Raw genomic sequence first — 18,662 nt, forward strand, 5'->3', positions numbered from 1 at the left:
AATACGGGTACTAATAAACAGTAGAGCGAATGACTTTTGAAAAGGGTGTGAATCAAGATGAACATACTTGTCGTAGGTGCAAACGGAAAGATCGGCAAACAGGTCGTCCGTAAGATTCAAGATACAGGCAATGATACAGCTGTAGCGATGGTACGCAAAGAAGAACAACTCGGTCCATTCAAAGAGATGGGTGCAAAGACAGCGCTCGTTGATTTAGAAGGAAGCATAGACGACCTTGCCTCCGCGTGTAAAGATGTGGATGCCGTCGTTTTCACAGCTGGATCTGGCGGTCATACAGGTGCTGATAAAACGATGCTGATTGATCTGGATGCGGCGATTAAAACGATGAAGGCGGCGAAGCAAGAAGGTGTAAAGCGTTTCGTCATTGTCAGTGCCATCGGTGTTCATCACCGCGAAAAGTGGATGGATAAGGCTAAATATTATAGTGCCGCTAAGCACTACGCAGATGAATGGTTGAAGAGCAGTGGGCTTGACTATACAATTATTCGTCCCGGTGGTCTCACGAATGAGGACGGAACAGGGCTCGTGCAGGCAGCGGTTGACCTTGAGCGAGGCGAGATCCCACGTGAAGACGTGGCAACGACCATCCTGGCAGCTCTTAGTGACAACAGCACCATTGGCAAATCTTTTGATCTAACGAGTGGGAAAACACCAATAGCAGAAGCGATAAAGCAAGTGTAGGTTGTTTTAAAACCGCGGTCGGGTCAACTTTGGTGGCCCGGCTCTTTTTATTTTAGTACTTAAGGAGAAACATAGTGGAACCTCTGGAGCTGGTCTCCCTCCCCTGTGTTTAGCAAGTGAAAATTCTATGTGCATTGATGAACCTTTCTGAGGAGCTGTATTTCTGAAGTGGAGGTATTGAACCCACCATTAGCCGGTTGTATAATCGGGGTATATATGTTTACTTAAGGTTGTATATTAAGCACCTAGTTCGAACCTTTTTATAATTCGGAGTTGTAATCATAAGAAAGAAGGAAATAGCTATGAGAAATTGGAAGTTCCTTGCTGCCATGATGGCAGGGGGAAGCTTGCTCGGGGCTTGTGAAGCGGAGGAAGAGCCTAATCAAGTCACACCAGAAGTCATTGAGGTGGAGCTCTTGCTTACAGAAAACCAGCCGGTCGGAGAGGAAATTACACTTCAGGCAGGGGTCACACAAGACGAAGAGATGGTCAAAGATGCACGGGAAGTAGAGTTTGAAGTATGGCAAGGAGAGGATCGAGAAAACGGGGAGCTTGTTCCTGGTGTTCACCGGCGGGACGGCATTTACGAAGCGCCCTATACCTTTGAGGAAGATGGCGTTTATCGCGTCCAGGCTCATGTGACCGCTCGCGATATGCATATGATGCCTGTGATAAGTGTAGCAGCAGGGGACGCTGAAATCACAGAGGACGATGAGGAGGTCGAGGAAGGCACCCACCACAATCATGACTGAACGAAAAGCGGAGGCGGGTTGGTCAGGAGTGAGAAGTTTGGAGCCCCGATAAAAGAAATCCCGGTCACGGGTTTCGTTATCGGGTGAAAAATCTCGAAGCTCCTACCACCGGAGCTAGACAAAAAAGCACCTTGGCGTCGTTCCAAGGTGCTTTGCTGATTCCTTATTTACGCTTTTTGGCATAGGCAACCAGAACAGCAATAAAAGCGATCGCGGCAATAATGGAGATCCAAAGCATGGCGGAGCCTGATTCGTTCTCCTCGGTTTGCTCGGTTTCGACAGCCCCCGTTTGCTCATCGCTGGCTTCCTCTTGCTGTTCTTCAGTAGCGGCTTCTGATTCCGCTTCTGCTTCATCTTCAGGCGTTGCTCCTTCGTCTTCAGCTGCATCTACCGAGAATGTGAAATCTCCTTCAACCGTATGGGTGTCAGCACTAATTTGGTGCCAGGAAACCGTGTACTCTCCGTTTTCAAGGGGTTCCTCAAGTGTTGCCGTGATTTCAGGGCTTTCAACTTCGATGTCGCGCACACTTATCGTCTCGCCATTTTCACCCGTAACTTCCACATTTCCTTCCTCAATGCCGCCATCGAATGTAATACTAATCTCATTCACTGGCTCTTGCATAACTTCCCCATCACCAGGCGTGGAAGATTCGTAATGGGAGTGAGCGAATGCTTTCCCTGGAAGTGCGAACATCAGAATAAAAATTGCTAGAATTGGTGTAAATCGTTTCAACATTATCCCTCCATTTAAAATGTAAGTTGCCTACAAATAAGTATAACGAAAAAATCAGAAGTATTCATGGGAAAAGGCGTTTGTTTGTATTATTGTCACGAATGCTGCTTTGATAGACGCCGGTCGATAACTCGAAGTCGAAGGGCAAAGCCAATCGAGGCACATGTGAGCCCTATGATGATGCCAATCCAAAACCCAAACGGTCCCCATTCGGTGAAACGTGCCAAAAGCCAACCGGAGGGAATGCCAATGATCCAGTACGAAACAAAGGCGATGAAAAAGGGAAGTGTAACATCTTTATACCCCCGAAGCACCCCCTGTAGGGCAGCTTGAGCGGCATCGGAAAACTGGTAGAAAATCGCAAACACAATAAATTGAACGATTAGGGCAATGACGTCCGGATTTTCGGAGTAAAGCAGTGCCACTTGGTCCCTGGTAAAGAATACAAAAACGCAGATGACAACAGAAAAAAACAGCGCTCCCCCTACGCCATAGCGGGCGTATTGCTTGGCATCCTTGAATCGACCTGCACCAACCTCGTAAGCAACAAAAATCGTCAGTGCAAGCGAAATGCTAAGTGGAATCATGAAAAGAAGCGAAGCAAAGTTAATCGCTGCCTGATGGGCCGCCACAATGACCGTAGAAAACATCGCCCCCATGAACAGCGTGACAACAGAGAAAATACTCGCCTCAAAGAAAATCGATAACCCAATCGGGAGCCCAATCGAAAGCTGTTCCTCCCACTTCTTCCAAGACGGTTTCACCCAGGAGGTGAACAGTGCGTAAGGGCGAATGGTTTTGATCTTAAAGGTCATTACGACACTGGCAATGAAAATGATCCAGTAAGTGAGCGCCGTCGTGTAACCGGCGCCAACGCCGCCAAGTCTGGGAAAGCCAAACTTTCCAAAGATCAATAAGTAGTTGAAGAGGACATTAATGGGCAGGGCAATGATGACGATAAGCATCGCCACACGCGTGTAGCCATGAGCGTCAAAAAAGTAGCGAAGGACGCTCGCTGCAAAGAAGGCAACAATGCCAAGAGATAGGCCAATTAAATAGTGCTTTGCTATAGTATGGACATTTTCTTGCAATCCCATAATCGTTAACAGCGGTTCAACAAGAAAAATCCCTGCAAGAACAATAAGAAGGGAAAGGGCTACAGCTAAATAGACGGTTTGCATAACAAAATGAGTGATATCCTCTTTATTGTTCCGCTTCCCGAGCATTTGTCCGACGATCGGCGTAACGGTCAATACTCCAGCAATCCCTGTCATAACAGGCATCCATAGGCTAGAACCGACCGCAACACCAGCAAGGTCGTCCGTTCCTGCACGCCCGGACATCATCGTGTCAACGACATTCATGGCATTGTAGCCAATCTGTGTAACAAGAATCGGCCAGAGAACGGCAAGCATGAGCTTGAGTTTTTCTTTTCGTGTTTCCGTAGGATACATAACAAGTCCTCCTCTCTGTTCACTGGATAGCCATGAAGAAAACGCACAAGCTAACCGTACCATCACTAGACAAGGGAGGACACCTGATGCCAAAAATAGTGAATTTTCTTCTGCTTCTCCTCGTTTTGAGCGTTCTTAGTATAGCTGTTTTTCGAGAGTCTGGCAATCAAGCAAAGAAAGGCCGCTCTTCCTCCTTTAATTATGAGTTCGGGGAAGAGTGGGGAGGTCTTCCAGCTCGAGAGGGGCGGAAATCGGATGGCATTCATTCAGGCTCTTCGATCGGCAGGTTGCTGAGGCTTGTGTTAGAATAGTTCTGGAAGCATCCTTTTGCTTGGCATAAGGTACTTCTTTCTAAAAGAGAGAATGATGAAGAGGAGATCGGTATGACGAGAATAGGAGAACGCTTCATGGATTGGGCGGTGTCTGTTCCGTGGTGGGATTATGTCATCGCTGTGGGGATTTTTCTGTTGTTCTTGCTTTTTCGCAAAGTTTTCACGCGCTACATATTCAAAATCATCCTAAGCCTTTCACGCAAAACGAAGGCTTCGCTTGTCACACAGTTGCTGTTGTCGTATGAAAAGCCGCTGCGCATGCTCTGGGTCATTTTCGGAACGTTTCTGGCCCTTAGAGCCATCGACATAGAGGTTACCCAGTTTCCAGTGCTGAATAACGCCTACCAGACGAGCTTGATTCTTATACTTTTCTGGGGCTTATACTACTATGTCTCGACTCACGGGACGTTCATGAAGTTCACGCAAGAAAAGTTGGAGTTGGACAAGGAACATATTCTCATCCCGTTTATATCAAACATCTTGCGTTTTGTCGTGGTCATTTTAGCGTTTGTCACCCTCCTTAGTAGTTGGGGGATAGAGGTCGGTACCTTCGTTGCTGGGCTTGGGATCGGCGGACTGGCCTTTGCCCTCGCGGCACAGGAAACGCTCGCAAATCTATTTGGCGGTGTTGTAATTATTACCGAACGGCCGTTTCGAAAAGGGGACTGGATTGCGACACCGTCCGTGGAAGGGATCGTTGAGGACATCACCTTCCGAAGCACGAAAGTCCGAACGTTTGCAGACGCGGTTGTGGTCATTCCTAATGCGACCATTTCAAAAGAGCCGATCACCAATTGGTCGGTAATGACCATGAGGGAAGTCTCTTATTCTGTAGGGGTTCGTCAAGAAACATCGCGTGAGGACTTGCAACAAGCCGTGCTTGCCATTCGCACGCTCTTGCAGGAACATGAGGGCGTCAGGAAAGAGACGGTGATGGTCCACTTTGATCAGTTCAGTGAGTCGAGTTTTGATATCTTTCTATACTACTTTACAAAAACGACCGCTTGGACAGAATGGGCAGACGTAAAGGAAGAGATTAACTTTGAAATCATGAACATTTTTAGAGAACAAGGAGTCCAAGTAGCGACACCAAGCCTTGTTTATGAAGAGAAAACCCCTGTGAGATCACAAGGTTCTTAAAAACTTGAGGGAGCGCCCTTCAAGTTTTTTTCTTTTGAAGCACTGAAATTCGTCAGAAAAGCATGATATGATAACAAGAAAAGCGAAGGCGGGTTGGTCAGGAGCGAGAATGTTGGAGACCTGACAAAAGAAATCCCGGGTTAGGATTTCGTTGTCAGGGCGAAAAATCTCGAAGCTCCTACCCGCCGCAGCTAGACAGAGAAAAGCGAAGGCGGGTTGGCCTACGCACGAAAAACGTTCTTATCTTTTAGAAAAGAAGGGTTCTCGTTGGCTATTTTCTTTCAAGTGGTACTGCCGGTCATTTTAATCTTTGTGTTTGGGTTTGTTCTTCAGAAAGCTTATAAAATTGACATCCGCTCCGTCTCGACAGTGGCGATCTACATCATGACGCCTTGCCTTGTGTTTCGGACATTTTATGAGTCGCCACTGAACGCGCAGTACGCGTACATGACGATCTTTGCACTCCTCCTTATGTTTCTCCTCATCGTCATCAACAAGATTTATGCGAGGTGGCGCAACCTAACGCAGGCGGATGAAAGCGGTTTGATTCTTTCGACGGCTTTCATGAACGTTGGAAATTACGGGACGCCAATTATTTTATTTGCCTACGGTCCGATCGCCTTTGATTATGCGGTCTCTTTCATGGTGCTTCAATCCATCATCATGAATCTTTTTGGCGTTTATTATGCAGCCAGGGGAAAAGCCGGGGTAAAAATCGCCCTCCACGCGATTGCGCGAATGCCTGCCACCTATGCAACGGTGGCCGCACTCTTCCTGAACGCTGTCTCTATTCCAGTGCCGGACAATCTTTTTATGACGGTTGACATTGTAGCGGAGGCGGCGATTCCCACCGTCATGCTCATTCTCGGCATGCAGCTTGCCATGATTCGTTGGGAAGGGTTTGAGTGGGAGAAAGTCACGTTCAGTGTGGTTGTGCGTATGTTCTTATCACCATTGATCGCCTTTGGGCTTGTGTATATACTGCCCCTCGACCCGTTAGTCGCCAAGGTATTAATTGTCTCGGCAGCGATGCCATCCGCGGCAACGATTGTGATGTATGCTGTCCAGTTTGATTCACGTCCTAAACTCGTCTCGAGCGTTACGCTCATTACGACAATTGTCAGTTTGTTTTCGCTAACGCTTTTGCTTTGGATTCTTGGTTAGTGGATTGCATTTTTTTTCGCTTCACTTTATGATATTGAAGAGAGTAGAAGGAGGTTATCCAGATGAGAATGATGGATGCAAACGAAATTATCTCGTTTATTTCAAACGCAGAAAAGAAAACACCTGTAAAAGTACATATTAAAGGTCAGCTTGAAGGGCTTGACTTTGGCAGGGATACCAAAGCGTTTATTACCGGTGATACCGGCGTTCTTTTTGGGGAGTGGAACGAGATCTCTCCTGTTATTGAAGAGAATAAAGAACGAATTGACGACTATGTGGTGGAAAATGATCGCCGCAATTCAGCAATCCCGTTGCTTGACCTTAAAGGCATCGAGGCTAGAATTGAGCCTGGCGCCATCATCCGGGATCAGGTGGAAATTGGCAAAGGCGCGGTCATCATGATGGGCGCAAGCATTAATATCGGTGCTGTTGTCGGCGAAGGAACCATGATTGATATGAACGCTGTCCTTGGTGGACGAGCGACGGTCGGGAAGAACTGTCACGTAGGGGCAGGGTCGGTGCTTGCGGGCGTCATTGAGCCACCTTCTGCTCAGCCAGTGATCATTGAAGACGGTGTGGTCATCGGAGCGAATGTTGTTGTCCTTGAAGGCGTTAGAGTGTGTGAGGGAGCGGTGGTTGCTGCAGGCGCGATTGTCACAGAAGACGTTCCTGCTAATACAGTGGTCGCAGGCACACCAGCTCGAGTGATTAAGGAAATTGATGAGCGGACAAAAGGCAAAACAGAAATCAAGCAAGAGCTTCGTCGCTTGAACGACGACAACTAAAGAGGAACACTTAACAGCTTTGCCTTTTGTGGCAAAGCTGTTTCCATACGAGAGAGGAAGGGTCAGATCATGGACTGGTTTGAGCGAGATCGTACGTCGATTATGGCGACATACGGACGTCTCCCCCTTGTGGTTGAGCGGGGCGAGGGCAACTACCTGTATGATGAAAATGGAAACTCCTATTTGGATTTAATTACTGGGCTGGCTGTCAATCTTCTGGGTCATTCTCATCCGGAGGTTGTTCGCGCACTGAAAGAGCAAGGAGAGAAATTCCTGCATATCTCCAATCTGTACGTCAATAAGCCAGCGGTAGAACTTGCTGAGAAACTAAGCGAAGCAACCATTGGTGGCAAGGTTTTCTTTACGAATTCGGGGGCTGAGGCAACGGAGGCCGCGGTGAAACTTGTGCATAAGTGGAGTGCTGCACACGGAGATGGGCGCCGCGGCGTTATTGTGCTCAAACGAAGCTTTCACGGGCGTACGCTTGGTGCTCTCAAACTGACGCGTCAACCTGGTGTCTATCAAGATTTCCCAATGCACGATTTGCCTGTGTATGAGGTGGAGCCAGAGGATGTCGCTGGGCTTCGCGCAATTTTGAAGGAACAGCAGCCCGCGGCACTCATCATGGAGCCGGTTCTTGGTTCCGGGGGTGTTGTTCCTCTGTCTCGCTCGTTTATTCAGCAAGCAGCCGCTCTCTGCAAAGAATTCGGAGCGCTGTTTTGCATGGACGAGATCCAAACCGGTGTCGGACGGACCGGGGAGCTGTTTGCCTACATGCACGCAGGTGTGCAGCCAGATGTTGTACTGTTCGCCAAAGGCATCGGCGGCGGCTTGCCACTCGGCGGGATGATTGTCAAGCAAGCGTGGAGCGGTCTCTTTAAGCCGGGCGATCACGGAACGACGTTTGCGCCGTCCCCGCTAAGTGCCTCTCTTGGCCTGGCGGTGTTAAGGGTATTGCATGATGGTCAGCTTAAGGAAAGCAAAGAGACAGCTGCATCACTTACGGATGGGCTGGAAGCACTTCAGAAAGAATTTCCGGAGGCATTAAGTGAGGTTCGCGGTCTTGGCATGATGCTTGGCATTCAGACACACTTGTCTCCGGAACAGGTAAAACTGATCCAGCGGAATATGCTCGAAGCCGGAATCCTCGTGGACGTCACACAGCAGACGATCATTCGCCTATTGCCACCGCTTACGCTGACACACACGGAAATTGACACCTTTCTGCGGCTTTTCCGCGGCGTGCTGGCAAGTGTGTTGCAAAAGGAGGCGCACGCATGAAGGCGGAAGAATTAAGCGCGATGCGGCGGGCGCTTCACCAAATCCCGGAGCTCGGTTTTTCAGAGCATAAGACGCAAGCGTACTTGCTTGAAAAAATTGCGGCGCTTCCTCAAGAGTTTCTTACTGTGCGGACGTGGAGAACGGGGATCTTCCTCCATGTTGAGGGGACGAATCCGAAGAGGACCATTGGCTACCGGGCAGATATGGATGCATTGCCGATACACGAGCAGACCGGCTATGAGTTTGCCTCCACCCACGAAGGGGCAATGCACGCCTGTGGGCACGATTTTCATATGACGATTGCTCTTGGCGTGCTCCATCATTTTGCTTACCATCAGCCAACATTCAACCTCGTTTTTATTTTTCAACCTGCAGAAGAAGGTCCGGGCGGAGCCAAGCCGATTCTTGAAGAGGATGTGCTCGGGGAGTGGCGCCCTGACGAGATCTATTCGCTGCATATCGCTCCGGAGTTGCCTGTTGGCACAGTTTCAACAAAACCAGGGCTTCTCTTCGCCAACACCTCCGAACTGTTTATAGATTTGGTAGGAAAAGGCGGGCATGCTGCTTATCCGCACACGACGAGAGACATGGTTGTCACCGCTAGCCACTTTATTACCCAGCTGCAGACGATCGTTTCCCGTAACGTTGACCCGCTTGATGGCGCCGTGGTGACCATTGGCGTGATTCAGGGAGGCTCGAAGCAAAACGTTATTGCGGAGCGTGCGCGAATCGAAGGAACCGTTCGCACTCGTTCGCTGAAATCGATGGACATCGTCAAACAACGTTTAGAGGCGTTAGTGAAAGGAGTAGAGATTGGGTTTGAGTGTGAAGCAACGATTGACTATGGCTCGAACTACTGTGAGGTGAACAACAATGCTGAGCTTGTGATGGAGTTTCAGCGATTTAGCGAAAACGCTGAGAGGGTTACGTATGTAGAAGCTGGGGAAGCGATGACGGGCGAAGACTTTGGCTATTTTCTAAAGGAAATTCCGGGGTTGATGTTTTGGCTGGGTGTTGCTAGTCCTTATGGGTTACATGACAATCGCCTTGCCCCGGACGAAAAGGCTCTGGAGCTTGCAGTCAACCACTTGATTGATTTTTTCACATGGAAGAAAAACGCGGTCTGATTTTGTAGTGTGTGTCTTTGCCTCGCTTCTGTTCGACCCGCCTGTTTTTCTTGATCCAGCTGCGGCGCCCACTCGCTCGAGTTTCTTCACGTCGCCAGATCAAGCCAAAGCCGGGCTTGATGCTGCCGTCATTCCAGAACTTGTCGCTCGTAAGCAGGGCGCCTGCGCTTTTCTTGATCTAGCTGCGGCGGGTAGAAGCTCGAGATTTTTCAGTCCTGACACGAAATCCAAGACCGGGATTTCTTTGTCAGGCCTTCCAAAATTCTCGCTTCTGTTCAACCCGCCTGCGCTTTTCTTGTATAAAATTGGGCAGGGTCGCACATACTATCCATGAATAATTTTGGAGGTGGCATGTATGGCGAAAATTGGTGTTGAAGGATCCCTAACGGATGTGCGTGATGAGTTGCAAGCCAAAGGATATGACGTGGTGGATATGCGTAGCGAAGACGATGCAAAGGGCTGCGACTGCTGTGTGATTTCTGGACAAGATCAAAACATGCTTGGAATGCAGGGTACAAGCATTCAGGGTAGCGTAATTAATGCCAGCGGCAGGACAGCCGAGGAAGTATGCCAGCAAGTCGATCATACCATGCAAAATATGCAGTAATGAAAAAACCGCCGCTTTCACTTAAGAAGCGGCGGTTTATTTGGTATCAGCTCAAGATGAATCTCCTGCGCTTTTTTCTCAAGCTCCGGCGGGTAGGAGGTAGAGATTTTTTCAGGCTTGCCCGGAAAACCAAAACCGGGGTTTCTCGTGCAGGCCCTCCAAAATTCTCGCTCTGTTCGACCCGCCTGCATTTTTCAGTTAGGCATCTTCGTCTTGCTGAGAGGCGTTTTCGTAAAGGGCATGTTTGATCAAGGCACGTAGCTCTCGTTCCACTCCCCATTGTTGCATGTTTTCTGTTCTTGCGATGATACGCACAACCGAGGAGTACAGATCGACACTTTGAACACCTAGCACATCAGGGCCTTCTTTTAGAGCAGGGTGGCTAAACCCTTCAACCGCTTCTTTAACAACGGAAAGGACGTGTTCCACGTCCTTATCCGCTGGAAGGGCGATATCGACAAGGGCGCGCATATTCCCGCGAGAATGGTTGTCGACGTTATCAATGTTGCGGTTGGGAATAAAGTGTAACGTTCCGTCAAACCCGCGGATGTGCGTCGTTCGCAAGCCGACTTCTTCCACAATGCCGTCGATGCCTGAAGCCGTCACATAGTCCTCAACCTCCAGCTGTTTTTCAAGCAGCAGGAAGAATCCTGTTACCACATCACTGACAACCCCCTGGGCCCCGAAGCCAATCGCTAATCCGACAATCCCGGCTCCGGCAAGTAGAGGACCTAACGGCAGCCCGACAGCCTCGGCAACAAACGCAACGAGGAGGAAAATCAGCGTGTAAGAAAGGACGCTAATCGAAATCTTTTCAAGGGTTTGGGTTCGTCCTCGTGCCCCTTCCTTTTTTGCTTCCATTTTGGAAAAAGAGGATTTTATAAGGCGTTTTCCTATCGCTCGTGCGATGAAAAAAGCGATGATGGCCATGAGGATCTGCCAGACAGCGGCAAGGATCGGGTTGGCCAGAACAGTCTGTACGTCACGAAACAACTCCATGGTAATCACTCCTTCTACCTACTCTACTAAGAATGTACAATTGCGGCTCGGTATAAACTTGAAACCTAAGATTTTTGTCGATCATCCTACTAGAGAGTAGCATAAGTGAATGCAAATCTCAAAAAAGGGGAGGAATGCCGGTATGAGTAGCGTGAAATGCACACAAAGGTTATAATAGAGGAATAAAATATGGAAAGAATGCGTAGCTATGGGGCTTAGCCATTGATGTTAGGCTTTCGTTAATGAAAAGCGGATAAAAGGAGGATGCGAAAGATGGCTTTAAACCTACGTTCACCAATGCCTGAACTAGAAGGTGCGACTGAATGGTTCAACGGTCAAGTATCAAAAGAAGACCTCGTTGGCGGCAAACCGACGTTGATTCATTTCTGGTCGATTAGCTGTGAGTTATGCAAAGAAGCGATGCCAGACGTCAACGAGTTTCGCGACAAATACATAGACCAGCTAAACGTTGTTGCTGTCCACTTGCCACGGTCAGAAAAAGATATGGATCTTGAGGAGATCAAGCAAGTCGCAGCCGAGCACGGGATCAATCAGCCAATCTTTGTTGACAGCGAGCACAAGCTCACCAACGCCTTTGAAAATGAACATGTTCCCGCATATTATGTGTTTGATGTCGAGGGACAGCTTCGCCACTTCCAAGCAGGGGGTGGCGGCATGAAAATGCTCACGAAGCGCGTGGACCGTGTACTTGGGATTAAAGAGGAATAAGAGAGAGCATCGGCACTAGTTGTCGGTGCCTTTTTGTTTAGGGGAGAGCAAAGATCTTATGCCAACCAAAGAGAGGAACCTCCTGTTCACAACAGTGGGTTCCTCGACAATGTAAGGCTGGCTTTTACATAAGGACTTTGCTCACGTTTCCATAATAATGGGCAATACCATTGGCTTACGCTTGGTTCGTGCGTAGAGGAACGGACCAAGGAGGTCTGAGATCTCGTTTTTAATTTCGGACCACTGATTGGTTTTTCGTGCCATGACCTCATCCATGTGCTTTGCCAGGAGCTTTTGTGCTTCGTGAATTAAGTCCCCGGATTCACGCATATAGACGAATCCGCGTGAGATGATATCCGGTCCTGCGGTCACTGTAAACTCCTTCATGTTCAAGCTGACGACGACGATAACGAGGCCTTCCTCTGAAAGAATGCGGCGATCACGCAAGACAATGTTGCCGATGTCGCCAATTCCGTTCCCATCCACGTAGACAGAACCTGAAGGAATTTTGCTCACCACGCCCGCTTCGTCAGGGTGAAGCGCGAGTACGTCGCCATTGTCCATGACATAGCAGTTGTCCTCGTCGACGCCACAGTCCGTTGCTAGCGAAATATGAGTGCGCAGCATCCGGTACTCCCCGTGGATCGGAAGGAAGTACTGCGGTTTCATTAAACGGAGCATTAGTTTTTGCTCTTCCTGACCGCCATGCCCTGACGTATGAATGTCATTAAGCGGCCCATGGATCACATCTGCACCGACCCGATACAGCTGGTTAATGATTTTCCCGACACTTAAAGTGTTTCCTGGAATCGGGGACGATGAGAAGACGACTGTATCGCCAGGGATAATTTGTATTTGGCGATGTGTGCCAAATGCGATCCGCGAAAGGGCCGCCATTGGCTCTCCCTGACTTCCTGTGCAGAGAATCGTCACTTGATTGTCCGGAAGCTTGTTCAACTGCGAATGTTCAATGAACGTATTCTTCGGTGCGCGTATGTAGCCGAGCTCTTGTCCAATCGAGAGAGCAGACTCCATGCTACGGCCAAAAACACAAACCTTGCGTCCGAATTCCACCGCCGATTCGACCACTTGTTGCAAACGGTGAATGTTGGAAGCGAAGGTGGCAAAAATAATTCGGCCGTCCACTTTACGGAAAATGTTGTCAATGCTCTCGCCGACTTTGCTTTCGGACATGGTGAAATCCGGAATTTCACTGTTGGTGCTGTCGGAGAGCAGGCAAAGCACGCCTTCTTCACCAATTTTGGCCATCTTCGTTAAATTTGCGGGCTCACCTACGGGTGTGAAGTCAAACTTAAAGTCGCCCGTATGTACGACGCTCCCGGGCGGTGTTTTCACGACGACGCCGAAGGAATCAGGAATGCTGTGTGTCGTTCGGAAAAAGGAAACCGATGTCTTTGTAAACTTGATCACATCGTCCTCATCAATTTCATGCAGTTTGGCGGTGCGAAGCAACCCGTGTTCCTCTAGCTTTCCACGCAAGAGACCAAGAGCTAACTTGCCTCCGTAGATATCGACATTCAGCTCGCGCAGAAGATAAGGAATGCCGCCAATATGGTCTTCATGTCCGTGAGTGACAAAGAGCCCCTTGACTTTGTCGCGGTTTTTGAACAAGTAGGTGTAGTCCGGGATCACATAATCAATGCCGAGAAGCTCGTCCTCCGGAAACATAATGCCGGCATCAATTAAGATGATTTCGTCTTGAAATTGTACACCGTACGTATTTTTTCCTATTTCACCGAGGCCCCCTAGGGCAAAAACAGCGGTTTGGTTGTTTTTCACTTGCTTCATTTTAAAGTGTCTCCAGGTTAAAGTCTTCGTACTTTTGTTCGTAAGCCAAATGAGCGTCAGAGAGCTGGGTCACGAATTCGATGTTGTACTCGCGCGGAGCGAGCTTGCGTCTTACGTCAGATTCACTTTCCCCCTCGATAAATAGAGCGTTTGTCGTTTCGCGAACAGGTGCTTGGGAAAAGTCCTTTTGATAGTATACTTTAAAAACCATATATTTCCTCTCCTTCTTTCGTCTTGTCTACTCATTATAAAGGAATTGCTGATCTATTTCATCTTTTGTTTTTTGCCCACAACGTAAGTGTTCAAAATCTCGAGTTTCTCCCCGCCGTAGCTAGACAAATCCGAAAAGCGAAGGCGAGTCGCTCAGAAGCGAGAATTTTGGAAGGCCTGGACTAGAAATCCCGGTTTTGGATTTCGGTGCAGGACTGAAAAATCTCGAGCTTTTACTCGCCGTAGCTAGACAAATCCGAAAAGCGAAGGCGAGCTTCTTCTCGCCGAAGCTAGACAAAAAAGCCAACCTGTACGTGGGGGTTGGCTCATAAGCTTTTCCATAATGTGTATCGATTAAACATCCATATAGAGCGTTTTAGGCAACAAATTTCGGCAACCTTTGACAAGCTTGTCTCGCCATCTTTTTAACAATCGTCTCCACCCCTTTCAAGGTATGCTTCTCGTTTTAACCCTAGCATGTGTGAAAACGTAGCTTCTACCCGAGGGGACTACTGGTAAATTAGATGGCGAAACCTGGAAGTGGACGTTTGAATTTATCATCTAATCCTTCAATACGGTCATAAAACATCACACCATCCAAATGATCAAGCTCATGTTGAAAGACAATCGCCACATAGCCACGGAGCCTGAGGAGCACCTCTTTCCCATTGATGTCCGTCGCTTTCAGTTTAATGCGCGCGTAGCGTGGAACCACGCCTTCAACCTCCCGATCCACGCTAAGACAGCCCTCGCCATTCTCGAGCTCCTTTTGTTCAACGGAATGGGAAACGACTTTCGGGTTCACAAGAGCCATGCTGTAGACCTTGTCATTCTCATCCGTTACGTGAACGGCGAACATACGTTTGGAAATACCGATTTGTGGAGCGGCTAGGCCAACGCCAGGACGAAGGCCATATTTTTCGGCAATATCCGTGTCCTGTGAATTTTTTATGAAATCGAGCATGTCCTGGAGCGTTAGTTTATCTTCGGTGGAAAGGGGAAGCGAAACAGGCTTGGCTACTTGCCTGAGGATGGGATTCCCTTCACGAATGATTTCATCCATTGTAATCATAATGTATCACTCCTCATTTTTCATATCTAGTTTAAGGATTCCTAGGTTATTTCGCAAGCTGAAGCTAGAAGGAAAGCGGAAGTGCCTGAGCTAGACAATTAAAAAAGCAGAAGGGCGGCCCCTTCTGCTTCACTCGGCTTAGGCCTATTTATTTATTTTCCTCCTGGGCCGTGCTCAAAGCCACCGCCACCGAAGCCCCAAGAAGCACCGACGATAATGAGCAGAATGAAGAGCACAACGATCAACGCGAAGCCTCTTCCGCCACCGTGACCAGCTCCAGCTACCGGACCGTAGCCATATCCTGCACATGGGTCACAACCATGTCCATAACCATATCCATACATAGTGAGAAGCCTCCTTTGTTCTGATCACTTCACTTAAGTGATTCAATACTACAGTATGCATGCGCCTCAAATTAGATTGGACGTATGCCCAGGTTTGGTTATCTGCTTAAACTTATTTATGTAGAAGCTGTTCATTTTCTATTGCCAAGCTGCCGCTTGTCCGATATTGTTGTAATAGAGAGAAATGTGGTAGAAAGTTTTTGAAGGGGGAAGGAACGTGTTGAAACGTACATATGGGGTGGTCATGCTGGGGGTCTCTGCGGCGGTTCTTACAGCATGTGGCCAGTCGGCGACAGAAACGGTTTACACGCAGTTTGAAGCTGCGGCAGAGGAAGAGCATGCATTTGAGGAGCAACAAGAACCGCTTCAGCAAGCGGAACAGGAAGAAGCCGCTCTCTATGAGGAGCTGATTAAGCTGGATATGGAGGCATTTGATCAAATTGTTTCACTTTCCGATCAGGCCCTAGAATCTGTACAGGCACGAGCGGATATGCTCGAGCAAGAAAAGCAAGGCATTGAAGACGGGTACAGTGAGTTTGAGGGGGCGTTAGCGGAATTTGAAGACATTGAGGATTCTTCTGTCCGTGAACTAGCGGAATCCGTGGAGACAGCAATGAGTGAACGTTACGAAAGCTATCAGGTCTTATACGATCATTATAAAGAGTCGCTTGCTTTAGACGAAGAAATTTATACGATGCTTAAGGAAGAAGAGCTGGATGCTGAGACGTTAACGGAACAGGTGGAAGCCACGAATGCCAAGTATGACGAAGTGGTCGACGCCACGAACACGTTCAATGAAAACACCGACGCTTATAATGAAGCCAAGAAGGCATTCTATGATGCCTCCGACCTAGAAGTGCGCTACGAAGAGTAGCGCACTCTTTTAACGTGCACCGAGAAAGCAAACGAACATAATCTGTTTGATCTGTATTAGTGAATTCGCGTTATATTGTATAACACAGTTTTATTCTTTTGGATAAAGGGGGCTTCTTCACTTCTTGCATGAAATAGAGGGGTAAATGGATTGACGGATGGAATGACTATCCTGTAAAATGACTAAGAAAGGTGAGGTGTATCACTGATTTTTGATGATGATTGAAACAGTTGAACCTTCGCTCAGTTTTCGGGCCCTGAATGCCCATTCGTAGGTTTATTTTCAAGAGTAGTCGGTTATGTATCTGTAAGGATTGGGCAACCTAGAATAATGCGCAAAGTCGGGTCAAAAAGTCTTTTATCATAACACCGCGCTTTACAAAGAAAGGATTGGTGGACAAATTGAGTACGAAAACCATTGAACAAGTCGAAGAGCAATTTGAAACCTTCCAAATTTTAAATGAGGAAGGCGAAGTCGTTAATGAGTCAGCCATGCCTGATCTAAGCGACGAACAGCTGCAAGAACTAATGCGCCGCATGGTGTATACACGTATTTGGGATCAACGTGCGATTTCCCTTAACCGTCAGGGGCGCTTAGGTTTCTACGCACCGATGGCTGGACAAGAAGCTTCCATGCTTGGAAGTCAGTTTGCCCTTGAAAAAGAGGACTGGATCCTCCCGGGATATCGTGATATTCCACAAATTGTCTTCCATGGTTTGCCGCTTTACCAAGCGTTTCTCTGGTCGCGTGGTCACTTCCACGGTGGGGAATTCCCGGAAGGTTTGAATATTGCGGTGCCACAGATCATTATCGGTGCCCAAATCGTGCAGACCGCTGGTGTAGCTCTAGGTCTGAAACGTAAGAAAAAAGACAACATCGTGATCACGTACACAGGAGATGGAGGTTCTTCACAAGGGGACTTCTATGAAGGCATGAATTTTGCAGGTGCTTACAATGCGCCAGCCGTTTTTGTTGTCCAAAACAACCGTTTTGCGATTTCTGTGCCTGTTGAAAAGCAAACCGCCGCAAAAACAATTGCTCAAAAAGCTGTTGCCGCCGGGATCGAAGGCATTCAAGTGGACGGCATGGACGTTCTCGCCGTTTACAAAACAACAGCAGACGCCCGTAAGCGTGCTCTTGACGGTGAAGGTCCTACCCTGATTGAGACGCTAACGTACCGTTACGGGGCGCACTCGACGTCTGGTGATGATCCGACGCGCTACCGTACATCTGAAGAAGACGATGAGTGGGGCAAGAAAGATCCGCTGATTCGCTTCCGTAAATTCCTCGAGGGCAAAGATCTTTGGAGCGAAGAGAAGGAAGATGAAGTGGTCGAGCAAGCCAAAGAAGAAATCAAAGCTGCGATTAAAGACGCAGACAAAACGCCTAAACAAAAAGTCTCTGACCTCTTAGGCAATATGTTTGAAGATGCTCCTGTCAACATTCGCGAGCAGCTGGAAGAATATACAGCAAAGGAGTCGAAGTAACCCATGGGTAATTGGACAATGGCTCAAGCGATTACGGATGCGATGCGTAATGAGCTTAAAACAAATGATGATGTACTTGTTTTTGGTGAAGACGTTGGTCAAAACGGTGGTGTGTTTCGCGTAACGGAAGGATTGCAAAAAGAGTTTGGTGAAGATCGTGTGTTTGATACACCGCTTGCTGAATCTGGGATTGGTGGTCTTGCCATTGGTCTTGCTTTGACGGACCACCGTCCGATTATGGAGATTCAATTCTTTGGGTTTGTATTTGAAACGTTTGATTCCGTTGCCGGGCAAATGTCGCGCTGGCGCTACCGTACGGGTGGGAAGCAAAGTATGCCAATCACTGTTCGTTCGCCGTTTGGTGGGGGCGTAAAAACACCGGAGATGCACTCAGATTCTCTCGAAGGATTGATGGCCCAAACTCCTGGATTGAAGGTCGTTATCCCATCCAACCCATACGATGCGAAAGGTCTACTTATTTCCGCTATTCGTGACAACGACCCCGTTGTATTCCTTGAACATATGAAGCTGTACCGCTCTTTCCGTCAGGAAGTGCCGGAAGAAGAGTACACGGTAGAACTAGGCAAAGCCGACATCAAGCGTGAAGGCAAAGACCTAACGATTGTGACCTACGGGGCGATGGTACAAGCGTCTCTGAAAGCAGCCGATCAACTAGCAGAAGAAGGCATTGAAGCAGAGGTTATTGACCTTATGACCGTCAGCCCGTTTGATGTGGAGACGGTAATCAAGTCTGTTGAAAAAACCAATCGTGCGATTGTTGTGCAGGAAGCACAAAAACAAGCAGGGATTGCGACAACGGTTGTCACAGAAATTACAGAGCGAGCGATTCTATCGTTAGAAGCGCCCGTGCTTCGTGTTACAGCACCGGACACCGTCTATGCGTTTGCTTCGGTCGAGGATGCATGGTTACCAGATCATGAGGACATCGCAAGTAGAGCTAAAGAAGTCGTGAACTTCTAACAATCAACGAACAGCTAGAAAGGAAAACGGACCCTTTTGAAAGTCATTCGCTTCCGCATGCGCACGGGATGTCGAAGTCT

20 protein-coding genes are annotated in these 18,662 nt (G+C 48.3%); 13 read left to right on the forward strand and 7 right to left on the reverse strand.

All coding sequences use genetic code 11. The features are described from left to right. The first annotated feature begins 57 nt into the window (after positions 1 to 57). Both AVZ68_RS12785 and AVZ68_RS12790 read left to right on the forward strand, forming a co-directional pair. Positions 58 to 702: an SDR family oxidoreductase gene (locus tag AVZ68_RS12785; protein ID WP_059104952.1), complete on the forward strand. Its 645-nt coding sequence runs from the start codon at positions 58 to 60 to the stop codon at positions 700 to 702. A 302-nt stretch (positions 703 to 1,004) separates the two neighbouring features. Next, on the forward strand, positions 1,005 to 1,454 hold the full coding sequence (locus tag AVZ68_RS12790; protein WP_059104953.1) for a FixH family protein: 450 nt from the start codon (positions 1,005 to 1,007) through the stop codon (positions 1,452 to 1,454). A 163-nt stretch (positions 1,455 to 1,617) separates the two neighbouring features. Here AVZ68_RS12790 and AVZ68_RS12795 read toward each other — a convergent pair whose 3' ends face one another. Further along, complete coding sequence (locus AVZ68_RS12795; RefSeq protein WP_180316705.1) at positions 1,618 to 2,187, reverse strand: copper resistance CopC family protein; 570 nt, start codon at positions 2,185 to 2,187, stop codon at positions 1,618 to 1,620. A gap of 95 nt (positions 2,188 to 2,282) precedes the next feature. Next, complete coding sequence (locus tag AVZ68_RS12800; protein WP_059104955.1) at positions 2,283 to 3,641, reverse strand: MATE family efflux transporter; 1,359 nt, start codon at positions 3,639 to 3,641, stop codon at positions 2,283 to 2,285. Between the two features lie 86 nt (positions 3,642 to 3,727). On the opposite strand from AVZ68_RS12800, the gene AVZ68_RS12805 reads away from it, so the two are divergent. From AVZ68_RS12805 to AVZ68_RS12840, 7 genes are all read left to right on the forward strand, one after another. After that, positions 3,728 to 3,952, forward strand: a complete 225-nt coding sequence (locus AVZ68_RS12805; protein ID WP_059104956.1) for a hypothetical protein — start codon at positions 3,728 to 3,730, stop codon at positions 3,950 to 3,952. A gap of 96 nt (positions 3,953 to 4,048) precedes the next feature. Continuing rightward, positions 4,049 to 5,113, forward strand: coding sequence for a mechanosensitive ion channel family protein (locus tag AVZ68_RS12810; RefSeq protein ID WP_245628138.1), 1,065 nt, complete (start codon positions 4,049 to 4,051; stop codon positions 5,111 to 5,113). A gap of 267 nt (positions 5,114 to 5,380) precedes the next feature. Next, positions 5,381 to 6,277, forward strand: coding sequence for an AEC family transporter (locus tag AVZ68_RS12815; RefSeq protein WP_059104958.1), 897 nt, complete (start codon positions 5,381 to 5,383; stop codon positions 6,275 to 6,277). Between the two features lie 62 nt (positions 6,278 to 6,339). Beyond that, entirely contained in the window at positions 6,340 to 7,062 is a 723-nt protein-coding gene (gene dapD / locus AVZ68_RS12820) for a 2,3,4,5-tetrahydropyridine-2,6-dicarboxylate N-acetyltransferase (RefSeq protein WP_059104959.1), read from the forward strand. 69 nt (positions 7,063 to 7,131) lie between these two features. Further along, positions 7,132 to 8,343, forward strand: a complete 1,212-nt coding sequence (locus AVZ68_RS12825) for an aspartate aminotransferase family protein (protein WP_059104960.1) — start codon at positions 7,132 to 7,134, stop codon at positions 8,341 to 8,343. Continuing rightward, positions 8,340 to 9,470, forward strand: coding sequence for an N-acetyldiaminopimelate deacetylase (locus AVZ68_RS12830; RefSeq protein ID WP_059104961.1), 1,131 nt, complete (start codon positions 8,340 to 8,342; stop codon positions 9,468 to 9,470). The genes AVZ68_RS12825 and AVZ68_RS12830 overlap by 4 nt, the downstream gene beginning before the upstream one ends. A gap of 355 nt (positions 9,471 to 9,825) precedes the next feature. Next, positions 9,826 to 10,077 (forward strand): YkuS family protein, encoded by a 252-nt coding sequence (locus tag AVZ68_RS12840; RefSeq protein WP_059104963.1) that lies wholly within the window; start codon positions 9,826 to 9,828, stop codon positions 10,075 to 10,077. A gap of 198 nt (positions 10,078 to 10,275) precedes the next feature. On the opposite strand, the gene AVZ68_RS12845 is transcribed toward AVZ68_RS12840, so the two are convergent. Beyond that, the gene (locus AVZ68_RS12845) at positions 10,276 to 11,076 is read right to left on the reverse strand and encodes a mechanosensitive ion channel family protein (RefSeq protein WP_059104964.1); all 801 of its coding nucleotides are present in this window, start codon (positions 11,074 to 11,076) and stop codon (positions 10,276 to 10,278) included. 273 nt (positions 11,077 to 11,349) lie between these two features. Here AVZ68_RS12845 and AVZ68_RS12850 point away from each other — a divergent pair, with 273 nt between their 5' ends. After that, positions 11,350 to 11,805 (forward strand): redoxin domain-containing protein, encoded by a 456-nt coding sequence (locus tag AVZ68_RS12850; RefSeq protein WP_059104965.1) that lies wholly within the window; start codon positions 11,350 to 11,352, stop codon positions 11,803 to 11,805. A gap of 141 nt (positions 11,806 to 11,946) precedes the next feature. Here the strand turns inward: AVZ68_RS12850 and rnjA are convergent, their stop codons facing one another. The 4 genes from rnjA to AVZ68_RS12870 form a co-directional block, all read right to left on the reverse strand. Next, a complete protein-coding gene (gene rnjA / locus AVZ68_RS12855) occupies positions 11,947 to 13,614 on the reverse strand; it encodes a ribonuclease J1 (protein ID WP_059104966.1) in 1,668 nt (555 codons plus the stop codon). Position 13,615: 1 nt separating this feature from the next. Beyond that, positions 13,616 to 13,825, reverse strand: coding sequence for a DNA-dependent RNA polymerase subunit epsilon (locus AVZ68_RS12860; RefSeq protein ID WP_059104967.1), 210 nt, complete (start codon positions 13,823 to 13,825; stop codon positions 13,616 to 13,618). A 519-nt stretch (positions 13,826 to 14,344) separates the two neighbouring features. Continuing rightward, a complete protein-coding gene (gene def, locus AVZ68_RS12865) occupies positions 14,345 to 14,896 on the reverse strand; it encodes a peptide deformylase (RefSeq protein ID WP_059104968.1) in 552 nt (183 codons plus the stop codon). A gap of 152 nt (positions 14,897 to 15,048) precedes the next feature. Beyond that, the gene (locus AVZ68_RS12870) at positions 15,049 to 15,240 is read right to left on the reverse strand and encodes a YjcZ family sporulation protein (protein WP_059104969.1); all 192 of its coding nucleotides are present in this window, start codon (positions 15,238 to 15,240) and stop codon (positions 15,049 to 15,051) included. A 217-nt stretch (positions 15,241 to 15,457) separates the two neighbouring features. Between AVZ68_RS12870 and AVZ68_RS12875 the strand changes: the two genes are divergently transcribed. The 3 genes from AVZ68_RS12875 to AVZ68_RS12885 all read left to right on the forward strand — a co-directional run bounded on the left by AVZ68_RS12875 (position 15,458) and on the right by AVZ68_RS12885 (position 18,582). Further along, positions 15,458 to 16,114 carry a YkyA family protein gene (locus tag AVZ68_RS12875; RefSeq protein ID WP_059104970.1) on the forward strand — a complete coding sequence of 219 codons (657 nt, stop codon included), beginning with the start codon at positions 15,458 to 15,460 and terminating at the stop codon, positions 16,112 to 16,114. A 401-nt stretch (positions 16,115 to 16,515) separates the two neighbouring features. Next, complete coding sequence (pdhA, locus tag AVZ68_RS12880) at positions 16,516 to 17,601, forward strand: pyruvate dehydrogenase (acetyl-transferring) E1 component subunit alpha (protein ID WP_059105015.1); 1,086 nt, start codon at positions 16,516 to 16,518, stop codon at positions 17,599 to 17,601. Positions 17,602 to 17,604: 3 nt separating this feature from the next. Then, the gene (locus AVZ68_RS12885) at positions 17,605 to 18,582 is read left to right on the forward strand and encodes an alpha-ketoacid dehydrogenase subunit beta (protein WP_059104971.1); all 978 of its coding nucleotides are present in this window, start codon (positions 17,605 to 17,607) and stop codon (positions 18,580 to 18,582) included. Positions 18,583 to 18,662 lie beyond the last annotated feature (80 nt).

The sequence above is a fragment of the Shouchella shacheensis genome (assembly GCF_001484965.1).
GTDB lineage: Bacteria > Bacillota > Bacilli > Bacillales > Bacillaceae_D > Shouchella > Shouchella shacheensis.